This window comes from Vibrio sp. 2092 (assembly GCF_033339635.1).
Classification (GTDB): domain Bacteria; phylum Pseudomonadota; class Gammaproteobacteria; order Enterobacterales; family Vibrionaceae; genus Vibrio; species Vibrio alginolyticus.
Map to the genome: position 1 here is coordinate 36097 of NZ_JAWOUY010000017.1, position 12468 is coordinate 48564.

Sequence of the window (12468 nt, forward strand, 5' to 3'; positions counted from 1 at the left end):
GATTACTGTGCTTGAACACGCAGCTCTGCGGCACTGCGGCTCTGGTGACCAAGTAGCGTGCGAAGATCTGCCGCTTGTGGTTTCACCAAATAGAACTTTGGAATCCATTCATCAAAGTTCGCCAAAATATTTTCAGCATGACTCGACCCTGTTTCTTCAAGGTGTTCCGCAATTAGGCCACGCAAATGTTCTTGGTGGATGTAAAGATCGGACAATGAGATGGCTTCGACAGACTCAGTATTGACTCGACCTTCAAAGCTTTGGTTCTCATCCAGAACATAGGCAAAGCCCCCGGTCATACCTGCGCCAAAGTTCACACCTGTCGCACCAAGAATAGCAACAATACCGCCGGTCATGTACTCACAAGCGTTATCGCCAGCACCTTCAATGACGGCTATCGTACCTGAGTTTCGTACGCCGAAACGTTCACCTGCTTTACCCGCCGCAAACAGCTTGCCGCCAGTCGCGCCGTACAGGCAGGTGTTACCAATGATAGTTGCTTCATTGCATTTAAATGCGGTACCAAGGTGAGGTTTGATAACCACTTTACCACCCGCCATGCCTTTGCCCACGTAGTCGTTCGCATCGCCCGTGAGGTAAAGCTCTACACCACCTGCGTTCCAAACACCAAAGGACTGACCTGCGGTGCCGTCAAGATAGATTTTGATAGGGGAAGCCGCCAATCCTTGGTTGCCATAGCGTTTTGCTATTTCGCCAGATAAGCGTGCACCAACAGAACGATCAGTGTTGATGACATTGTAGAAGAAACTTGCCGATTGACCGTTTTCGACCGCATGCATGGCATCATCAATGATCTTTTGGTTGAGCTCAGCTTTATCAAACGGTTTGTTTGGCTCTGTCCAAAATAGCGGATGACCCTCAGGTGATACTGGAGCTTCTAGAATATTGGATAGATCCAGCTTGGTCTGTTTCGCTGTAAATCCCTCTACTGCCTCAAGTAAATCGGTACGACCAATCAAGTCTGTCAGCTTTTCAACGCCAAGTTCGGCGAGTAATCCGCGCACTTCGTCTGCCAAGCCGATGAAGTAATTCATCACCATTTCTGGTAGACCTTTGAAGTATTCTTTACGCAGTGTCTCGTCTTGAGTCGCAACCCCAGTTGCACAGTTGTTGAGGTGACAAATTCGTAGGAACTTACAACCCATAGCGACCATTGGCGCAGTACCAAAACCGAAGCTTTCTGCACCTAAAATTGCGGCTTTAACTACGTCTAAACCAGTCTTTAGACCACCGTCTACCTGTAGGCGGATCTTATGACGCAGACCATTAGCAACCAGAGCTTGTTGTGTCTCTGCCAACCCCAACTCCCAAGGGCTACCAGCGTATTTTACCGAAGTTAATGGGCTTGCTGCGGTACCACCGTCGTAACCCGAAATGGTAATAAGATCAGCGTAAGCCTTGGCTACACCCGTTGCGATGGTGCCGACACCTGGCTCGGAGACGAGTTTTACCGAAACCAGCGCATTCGGGTTGACTTGTTTAAGGTCGAAGATCAGTTGGGCCAAATCTTCAATCGAATAGATATCGTGATGCGGAGGAGGGGAGATCAGAGTCACGCCTTGTACCGAATAACGCAGTTTTGCGATTTCTGCGGTGACTTTGTGTCCTGGTAGCTGTCCACCTTCACCCGGTTTCGCACCTTGTGCCACCTTGATTTGCAGTACATCCGCATTAGTCAGGTAATGCGGCGTTACACCAAATCGGCCAGAAGCAATCTGTTTGATACGTGAGTTACGCTCAGTACCGAAACGGCGAGGATCTTCACCGCCTTCACCCGAGTTAGAGTAACCACCAAGACGGTTCATCGCCGTTGCAAGTGCTTCATGCGCTTCTGGGCTAAGTGCGCCAATGGACATTGCCGCTGAGTCAAAGCGTTTGAACAGTTCAGTGCGTGGTTCTATTTGCTCAAGTGGCAGCGGTGAGTCTGATTTTTTCAGCGACATTAAGTCACGCAGCATGGCAACAGGGCGTTGGTTTACCTGCTTAGCAAAGCTCTGATAGTCGTTACTTTCGCCAGATTTAACGGCCTGTTGCAGCGTGCCGACGACATCCGGGTTGTAAGCATGATACTCACCTCCATGGACGTACTTTAACAAGCCGCCATGATCAATCGATTTGCGTTTCGCCCATGCTTTACGAGATAAGTTTGTAAGATCTTGCTGGAAGTCGTCAAAATTCGCGCCTTCAATTCGAGTTGTGACGCCTTTAAAACACAGATCGACCACATTTTGGCTCAAGCCAACTGCTTCAAACAGTTGTGAGCAGCGGTAAGAGGCGATGGTTGAGATCCCCATTTTCGACATGATCTTGTACAGGCCTTTGTTGATGCCGTATTGGTAGTTTTGCATCACATCGCGGTAGTCTTTCTCTAGTGCTTTATCATCAATCAGTTTACCTAACGCTTCATAAGCAAGGTATGGGTAAACCGCAGTGGCACCAAAACCAAGTAAGACGGCAAATTGGTGTGGATCACGGGCTGTTGCGGTTTCGACAACAATGTTGGCATCGCAACGTAAGTTCGCGTCAATCAGACGAGTTTGAACGGCGCCGACTGCCATTGCTGCAGGAATTGGCAGCTTGCCTTTGACTAAAGCGCGATCTGAAAGCACGACTAGAACCGTGCCTTCACGCACCACTTGTTCTGCTTGCTCACACAGATCATCAATGGCTTGTTTGAGATCTTTCTGTTGTGGATCGTAGTTGATATCGAGAATGGTATTACGGTAATGATCGTCACTCAGCTCTAGTAGTTGCTGCATGTCTGAATAGAGCAGTACTGGAGAATCAAAGGTTACACGATGCGCGTGGCCATCGGTTTCACAGAAGACGTTCATCTCCTGGCCGATGCTGGTCGCCAGCGACATGACGTGTTTCTCACGCAGTGGATCGATTGGTGGGTTGGTGACCTGCGCGAACTTCTGACGGAAGTAATCAGTCACCAAGCGCTCTTTCGAAGAAAGAACCGCCATCGGGGTGTCATCACCCATCGAACCGACGGCTTCTTGCCCCATATCACCGAGGACACGCAATACTTGATCGACTTCTTCATTGCTCATAGCAAACTGCTTTTGATAAGTCTTTAGCAAGTCTTCATCAAAGCTGCGCTCACCTACTTGATCTTCAGGCAGCTGAGAGAACGGTGTTAGTTTGCGAACGTTGTTCTCCATCCATTCGCGATAAGGGTGACGACATTTCAGGTCATTATCGATCTCGCTAGATTGCCAAAGCTTACCTTTACGAGTGTCGATGACGAGCAATTCCCCCGGACCTACACGACCTTTTTTGGCAACTTCATCTGGGGCGTAATTCCAAATCCCTACCTCAGACGCCAGAGTGATCAACTTGTCTTTGGTAATTACATAACGCGCAGGACGTAGACCGTTTCGGTCTAGGTTACAAGCAGCATAACGACCATCGGACAGTACGATACCTGCTGGGCCATCCCATGGTTCCATGTGTTTGGAGTTGAAATCGTAAAACGCACGCAAATCCGGATCCATGTCAGGGTGGTTTTGCCATGCTGGCGGCACAAGCATACGCATGGCACGGAAGATATCCATGCCGCCAGCTAAAAAGAGATCTAGCATATTATCTAGGCTAGACGAGTCTGAGCCTGTCTCGTTCACAAACGGTGCTGCAGTTTGTAGGTCAGGCAGCAGTGGTGACGAGAACTTGTAAGCACGAGCGCGTGCCCATTGTCGGTTACCTTCAATGGTATTGATCTCACCATTATGAGCAAGGTAGCGGAACGGTTGAGCTAATGGCCAACGCGGTTGAGTGTTGGTAGAAAAACGCTGGTGGAACAGACAGATAGCAGATTCCATACGTAGATCGGCAAGATCAAGATAAAAGCGCGGTAAGTCCGCAGGCATGCATAGGCCTTTGTACACCAAAACTTGAGTCGACAAGCTACAGATGTAGAAATCCGGATCTTCGGTGATTTGTTTCTCGATGCGACGGCGTGCGATGTAGAGACGACGTTCAATGTCACGCTCGCGCCAACCTGCCGGTGCAGAGATAAAGACTTGCTGAATATTTGGAAGCGAGTTGGCCGCAATTGGACCGAGTACTTCTGAATTAGTTGGTACTTCACGCCAACCAGCCACAGTTAGCGTCTCTTGTGCCAGTTCTTTGTTGACGATGTCTTTAGCGAGTTGAGCTTTGACTGGATCTTGGTTGAAGAAAATCATCCCTACGGCGTATTGCTTGCCAAGGTTGAAACCATTTTCTTCGGCAATAAGACGTAAATAGGAATCGGGCTTTTGTAATAGAAGACCACAACCATCACCAGTTTTACCATCGGCGGCGATACCACCACGGTGAGTCATGCGGTCAAGTGCAGAAATTGCTGTACGTACCAGCTTGTGGCTTTGTTCGCCTTCCATATGCGCGATCAAGCCAAATCCACAGTTGTCTTTCTCAAGACTTGGATCATAAAGAGCCATTGCAATTCTCCCTTTGCTTATCCGTCATCCCGACAGATATATCAACACTGCTTACGTTGATATCGATGACTAACTATGCGTCATCTTTATAGCTTTATGTATAATTATTCAGTAAAAGTTGTGAAATATTTAACATTTTTTGAGTGTTTTATTTTCATCAACTTCACAAGCTATAGCTTATTGTAAAAAAGGTCAAGTTATTAGTGGATCATCACGTGAATATGCGATTTACCATTTAATAAGCTAAAATAGTTTAATAATTTCAAATAGATAGAAAATTGATTGTTACAAAAAAGTAACATTTGATTCTGTGGGAGATAAAAAAGACCAGCATAAAATGCTGGTCAAAATAGAAAGATTGGAAGGAATTGTTTTCTTTCTTCACCGATAGCCATCGATATTGCTGATGGCTATTAGGCAATTGAAAGAGAGAAGCATGACTGCTTCGTTAAGCAGAAAGCATCAGTGAATCTGCTTTTGCTTCTAGGTTTGTGCCACCCATTAAGTAATCATCGATAGCACGGGCACATTCACGGCCTTCGTTGATACAACGAACCACCAAAGATTGGCCTGTTCGCATATCACCAGCAGCAAATACACCTTCTTGGTTTGTAGCAAAACCTTGAGTTGCTACGTTACCACGATCATCTAGCGCGATATCCAGTTGAGCAAGTACGCCTGTTGGTTCAGGGTGTAGGAATCCCATCGCTAGAAATGCCATATCACATGGAATCACACGCTCGCTGCCTTCTACTTCTTTGAAGCTTGGGCGCTCGCCTGGTTTTGCATCTTGCCAAACGATATCAGCAAGACGAAGGCCTGTGACTTCACCTTTGTCATTTCCGATGAACTCTTTGGTCAGGATGTTCCAGTGACGATCGACACCTTCTTCATGAGAGGTCGAAGTACGTAGGATCATTGGGTATTGAGGCCAAGGCATATTGGCTGGGCGCTTCTCTGGTGGAATCGGCATGATTTCCACTTGAGTTACGCTTGCTGCGCCGTGACGGTTTGACGTACCTACACAGTCTGAACCGGTATCACCACCACCGATGACAACTACATGTTTACCTTTTGCGTGAATCTCTTCCGTTTTCAGGTCCATGTTATTTGCACGGCGGTTGTTTTGACCTAGGAATTCCATTGCGAAGTGAACGCCTTTGAGCTCACGACCCGGAACGGGCAAATCACGTGGAACCGTTGAGCCACCGGTTAGTAGAACCACATCGAACTCTTGACGCAGCTGCTGAGCATTCACATCAACACCAACATGTTGGTTAACTTTGAATTCAATACCCGCTTCTGCCATTAGGTTGATCTTACGATCAATCACATCCATACCCAGTTTGAAATCTGGGATACCAAAACGTAGCAGACCGCCTACTTTCTCGTCTCGCTCGAATACCGTCACAGTATGACCAGCGCTGTTTAGCTGCTCTGCTGCCGCAAGGCCAGCAGGGCCCGAACCGATGATCGCAACGGTTTTGCCAGTTCGAGAGCGTGGTGTTTTTGGTTTGGCGTACCCTTCACGATACGCCGTTTCCACGATGGTTTTCTCGATATTACAGATAGTGATTGGATCTTGGTTGATACCAAGAACACAAGCACTTTCACATGGAGCAGGGCAAACACGACCAGTAAACTCTGGGAAGTTGTTCGTCGAGCTTAGGATGTTCCAAGCTTCTTCCCAGCTATCACGATAAACCGCGTCGTTAAATTCTGGGATGATGTTACCGATAGGGCAGCCGTTATGACAAAACGGCACGCCACAATCCATACAACGAGAAGCTTGAGTATTGATCTTGTCACCAAACTCCTCGTTCAGAACGAACTCTTTGTTGTTCTTGATGCGTTCAGCTGGGTCAATCTTCTGTGGTAGTTCACGACCATGCTCTAAAAATCCAGTAGGCTTACCCATTATACGGCCTCCACTTGAGTTTCGTTTCCTTGAGACAGTGCTTCAGCTTTGCGTTTTTGAAGAACCGCTTTATAGTCACGCGGCATTACCTTAGCCATAGAGGCTAGGCTAGCTTCAAAATTGTCTAGGAAAGACTGAGCGACTTCACTTCCTGTGAATTGAACATGCTTAGTTAGCATGTCGAGTAATAGATCTCTGTCTTCTTGCTCGATTGGATCTAGGTCTACTAGCTCTGGGTTCAGTTTCGACTCAAAGTCACCTGATTTATCCCATACGTATGCCACGCCGCCACTCATACCTGCGGCAAAGTTACGACCTGTTGAACCTAGGATAATTGCTGCACCGCCCGTCATGTATTCACAACCGTGGTCACCGACGCCTTCTACTACTACTTTCGCGCCTGAGTTACGAACACAGAAACGTTCACCAGCCATACCGCGAATGAAAGACTCACCCGAAGTTGCACCGTAGAAACACACGTTACCAACCACGATGTTGTCTTCCGCGACAATACTTGATTTTGCATCTGGGTAAAGTACTAAGGTACCGCCAGATAAGCCTTTACCCCAGTAGTCGTTCGCGTCGCCTTCCACTTCGAACTTCACGCCCTTAGCTAGGAATGCACCGAATGACTGACCCGCAGAACCTTTGAACTTCACGTTCATTGGCTGAGGTAGACCCGCATCTTTGTACACTTTCGAGATTTCGTTCGACAACATGGTACCTGCAGAGCGGTCCGTGTTGACGATAGGGAACTCGGCATTCACCGCTTCGCCTTTCTCTAGTGCAGGAATCGCTGCTTGAATCAGCTTACGGTCTAGCACTTCTTCTAGGTTGTGGTTCTGTTGAGCTTGGTTGAATACACCATCAGCTTCACGTGGTTGCTCAACGTGGAGAACAGGAGACAGATCTAGGTTCTTGTATTTCCAGTGAGAAATGTCTTGGCGGATCTTCAGTTTCTGACCTTGACCGACCATTTCATCGATAGTGCGGAAGCCAAGCTCAGCCATGATTTCACGTAGACCTTGTGCCATGTATTGGAAGAAGGTAACGACGTCTTCTACGCGGCCATCAAAGCGCTCGCGAAGCGTCTTGTTCTGAGTCGCGATACCAACAGGACAAGTGTTCTTATGACACTTACGCATCATGATACAACCTTCAACCACTAATGCTGCGGTTGCTACGCCCCATTCTTCTGCACCAAGTAGTGTTGCCACTGCAAGGTCGCGAGGTGTCTTCATCTGACCATCTGCTTGAACCACGATACGGTTACGTAGACCGTTCTTCAGTAGCGTTTGGTGCGTTTCTGCCAAGCCAAGTTCCCAAGGAAGACCGGTATGGCGGATTGAAGACATTGGTGATGCACCTGTACCGCCGTCGAAACCTGCGATTAGTACAACGTCCGCTTTCGCTTTCGCTACACCAGAAGCGATCGTACCTACGCCTGCTTCTGATACCAGCTTCACGTTTACACGGCCTGCGCGGTTCGCGTTCTTCAAGTCGTAGATAAGCTGAGCCAAATCTTCGATTGAGTAGATATCGTGGTGTGGTGGTGGAGAGATAAGGCCAACGCCCGGAGTCGAGTGACGCGTTGCACCGATCCAGTCATCTACTTTATCGCCTGGTAGCTGACCACCTTCACCTGGCTTCGCACCTTGAGCCATTTTGATTTGCAGCTCTTCAGCGTTAGTTAGGTAGTAAGAGGTTACGCCGAAACGACCTGAAGCCACCTGCTTGATTGCAGAGCGTTCCCAATCGCCGTTCTCTTTGCGCTCGAAACGCATTGGGTCTTCACCACCTTCACCAGAGTTCGATTTCGCGCCAAGACGGTTCATCGCAACAGCTAGTGTGGAGTGTGCTTCGTAAGAAATAGAACCGAATGACATTGCACCGGTCGCGAAGCGTTTCACGATGCTTTCAATTGGCTCGACTTCGTCGATAGAGATAGAACCAGCTGGGTTCTTAATGAACTCAAGTTGGCTACGTAGGGTTACCGCGTTGTCACCTTGCTTATCTACAGCAGTCGCGTATTGCTTGAACTGATCGTAGTTCTTGTTGCGCGTAGACTCTTGCAGTAGAGAAATGGTTTCTGGGTTGAATAGGTGCTTCTCACCACGCTGTTTCCATTGGTAAACACCACCAACATCCAGCATTTGAATTGGGATTTCGCGTTGTGGGTAACCGATGCGGTGACGGATAAGTACTTCTTTGGCGATATCATCAAGGGTTAGACCTTGGATACGAGAAACCGTCCCTGTGAAGTATTTGTCGACCACGGATTTGTGGATACCCAATGCTTCGAAGATTTGCGCACCATGGTACGACTGTAGCGTTGAGATACCCATCTTCGAGAAGATCTTCAGAAGACCGCCATTGATCGCTTTACGGTAGTTGTTGAACAGATCACGAGGGTTCGCTTCTGGATCCAACTTCTTCGTACGTTGAAGTTCAATGATGGTTTCAATCACTAGGTAAGGGTTAACCGCATTCGCACCGTAACCAAGTAGCGTTGCAAAGTGGTGCGTTTCACGCGCGTCACCAGTTTCAACCACGATGTCACACTTCGCACGTAGACCTTTACGGATCAAGTGGTGGTGCACTGCGCCAACTGCCAGCATTGCTGGGATCGCCGCGTGGTTTGAATTCACTGCGCGGTCAGTGAGTAGGATGATTGAGTAACCATCGATAACCGCGTCTTCTGCGTATTGGCAGATACGTTTTAATGCACGCTCAAGTTTGCCTTGATCTTCACTAGCTTGGAATACGATATCCAACGTTTTCGCTTGTAGGTGCTCGTTATCGATCGCACGTAGTTTTTCAAGCTCTGAGTTCGCCAGAACCGGCGATTCTAATTCGACTTTCTGACAGTGAAGTGGTGTTTCAGTCAGAAGGTTTTGGTCTTTACCCAAGTAAGTGTTCAGCGACATAACCATACGCTCACGGATCGGGTCGATCGGTGGGTTGGTTACCTGTGCGAACAGCTGCTTGAAGTAGTTTGAAAGGTGCTGAGATTGATGAGATAGAACCGCAAGAGGCCAGTCGGCACCCATTGCTGATAATGGTTCTTTCGCGTCATTCGCCATTGGAACGATGATTTCGTTCACTTCTTCAGTGCTTACGCCAAACGCTTGTTGGCGGTGTAGAAGGTGTTCTGGCTTAGGTTGGCTGAACTGGTTGCTCGCATCTGGCAGCTTCTTCAAGCTCAGTAGGTTTTCTTCTACCCACTTCTCGTAAGGCTGTGCCGTTGCGATGGTGTCTTTCACTTCTTCATCAGAGATGATTCGACCTTGTTCTAGGTCTGCAACGAAGATACGACCTGGCTGTAGGCGACCACGGAACTCAACGTTTTCTGGTTCTATATCCACAACACCAGATTCAGATGCCATCACTAGGAAGTTGTCTTTGGTCACTGTGTAGCGAGAAGGGCGCAAACCGTTACGGTCTAGTGTCGCACCAACTTGAACACCATCAGTAAAACATACTGAAGCAGGACCATCCCATGGTTCCATGATGTTCGCGTGGTACTGATAGAACGCGCGACGTTTAGGATCCATGTTTTTGTTTTCTTGCCATGCTTCCGGGATCATCATCATCAATGCGTGTGGCAGGCTGCGACCAGAAAGAACTAGGAGCTCAAGTGCCATATCGAAGTTAGATGAATCCGAGCTGCCTTCCTGACAGATGGGAAGAAGCATGTCGATTTCAGCCTGAGTAAACAGGTCTGATTCTAGGATTGCTTCACGGGCTTTCATCCAGTTCAAGTTACCGCGAACTGTATTGATTTCACCGTTGTGGGCAATGTAACGGAAAGGCTGTGCAAGACGCCATTTCGGGAAGGTATTGGTAGAGAAACGAGAGTGTACCAGTGCCAGTGCAGTCACCATGGTCGGGTTTTGTAGATCAAGGAAGTACTGAGGTACTTGCTCGGTAGTTAACTGACCTTTGTACACCAATGTCTTGTAAGACATGGAGTTAATGTAGAAGTCGTCACCAATGTTCGAAACGCTTTCTAGGCAAACACGTACAGTATAGTTACGAAGTACGTACAGTTTGCGCTCTAGCTCTTCAGGTGTGATGCCCGGGCCACCAGAGATAAACACATGCTCAAACTGAGGCTCTGTGCTTAGTGGGTCTGCACCGATCATTGAGTTATCGGTTGGCAATACGCGGTAGCCGATAACTTCAAGATCTAGACGTTGTGCGTTACGTTCTAGAATGTCACGGCATTGCTCGCGTTTGTATTCGTCTTTCGGGAAAAGAACGACACCAACACCATACTTTTCAAACGAAGGCAGTTTAATGCCTAGCTTAACGGCTTCTTCTAATAGGAATTCATGAGGTTTTTGTAGCAAGATACCCGCACCATCACCGCTGCATGGGTCACAACCTTGACCACCACGGTGTTCCATGCGAGCCAGCATATCCAATGCTTGAGTCACTACTTCATGAGATTTACGGTTTTTAAGGTGAGCAACAAAACCGATACCACAAGCGTCATGCTCCAGTTCCGGAGTGTACAGACCCTGTGGATTTTGCTCTCTATCTACCATAGATACATCCTTCCAGTTCAATGTCGACGCAAAAGTACCGGGCAGCAAATACTACCTAGACTATTGATTACGTCTTGTCCTTTATATTTATTATCGCCACCGATCTAGGTTGACCGGTCTTGATTCCTTTCCGTATCTCGCAGGAAAAGTTTTGCGAGAAAAACAATCCTTGGTGGTATCCCTTTATTTATTATCACTATCTAGTGATTTATATAGGTAGGAGTGGGATAACACCGACAAATCCCGCAGTGTGCTTTGTAATAAAAGTCACAAAAATAACGGGGTTGTGTAAGTATCCTACAATTTTGTCACTTCAGAATGCAATGAAAAACTCGGCGTTGTGACCCAATTTTTTCGTTTAATTATGCATTTTTAGTTTAACATTTACGCAACATGAACGATTTTTGTCTTTAATTATGCAAGTTTATTGATTTTGACCCGCATGATGGGTGTTTGAATTGATTAATATTGTGTGTTTTTTCTTGCAGGGATGTAATTTATTTACACAGATCGTAGTGAGATTGATTACGATTTATTGTTGGTGAGAATTTATGCAGTTACATGAGTTGGTCAATACAATCGGCCAAGATCTTCAGCGTCGATACGGTGAAAAGGTTCATAAGTTAACATTGCACGGTGGATTTAGTTGCCCTAACCGCGATGGCACGATTGGTCGGGGAGGATGTACATTTTGCAATGTTGCTTCGTTTGCAGATGAAGAAGTCCAGATAAAAAGCATTCACGAACAGTTAAAAGATCGCGCAGGTGAAATTCACAGAGCGAAGAAGTATCTCGCTTATTTTCAGGCCTACACCAGTACCTATGCCGAAGTACAAGTTCTCAAAAACATGTATGAGGAAGCACTAAAGGCTGCAGACATGGTTGGTCTTTGTGTGGGGACGCGTCCTGATTGCGTCCCTGATGCGGTATTGGATTTACTGTCGGGCTATGTACAGCAAGGTTATGAAATTTGGCTAGAACTAGGTCTTCAAACCGCCAACAATGACACCCTAAAACGTATCAATCGTGGTCATGACTTTGAGTGTTATGCCGAAATCACTAAGCGTGCGCGAACACTCGGAATCAAGGTTTGTACTCACTTAATTGTGGGTTTACCCAAAGAAACCCGCGCCGAAAATATTGAAACGCTGCAAAAAGTGTTGGCCGTGGGAACGGATGGCATCAAGTTACATGGCTTGCATATTGTCGAAGGTAGCACCATGGCGAAAGCTTGGCGTGCTGGAAAGCTAGAAGCCCCTGAATTAGAAGAATATGTTGCGATCGCCAGTGAAATGATTCGTATGACACCACCAGATGTGATTTATCATCGCGTTTCATCAGCAGCCAGGAGGCCCACGTTATTATCGCCTCTGTGGTGTGAAAACCGTTGGCTAGCGATGACGGAAATTGGTCGAGATCTCAGTGCTCATGGTGCTCAAGGGAGTCTTACGGGGAATACCTTTATCTATACTAAACCGGAATTAATAGCAGATCGCTCAATAAATAACTGATATATTTTAACCAGTGTTCTTTG

The 12468-nt window shown here is 47.3% G+C and carries 4 protein-coding genes; 1 reads left to right on the forward strand and 3 read right to left on the reverse strand.

The window, feature by feature from the left end:
- Window positions 1-2: 2 nt before the first annotated feature.
- The 3 genes from gltB (R7P80_RS22475) to gltB (R7P80_RS22485) form a co-directional block, all read right to left on the reverse strand.
- Complete coding sequence (gltB, locus tag R7P80_RS22475; RefSeq protein WP_225491978.1) at window positions 3-4466, reverse strand: glutamate synthase large subunit; 4464 nt, start codon at window positions 4464-4466, stop codon at window positions 3-5.
- Between the two features lie 448 nt (window positions 4467-4914).
- Window positions 4915-6384, reverse strand: coding sequence for a glutamate synthase subunit beta (locus R7P80_RS22480; protein ID WP_225491977.1), 1470 nt, complete (start codon window positions 6382-6384; stop codon window positions 4915-4917).
- Complete coding sequence (gene gltB, locus R7P80_RS22485) at window positions 6384-10934, reverse strand: glutamate synthase large subunit (protein ID WP_158159561.1); 4551 nt, start codon at window positions 10932-10934, stop codon at window positions 6384-6386. Before gltB (R7P80_RS22485) ends, R7P80_RS22480 begins: the two co-directional genes overlap by 1 nt.
- 551 nt (window positions 10935-11485) lie before the next feature.
- On the opposite strand from gltB (R7P80_RS22485), the gene R7P80_RS22490 reads away from it, so the two are divergent.
- Entirely contained in the window at window positions 11486-12445 is a 960-nt protein-coding gene (locus tag R7P80_RS22490; protein WP_017633631.1) for a TIGR01212 family radical SAM protein, read from the forward strand.
- The last annotated feature ends 23 nt before the right edge of the window (window positions 12446-12468 follow it).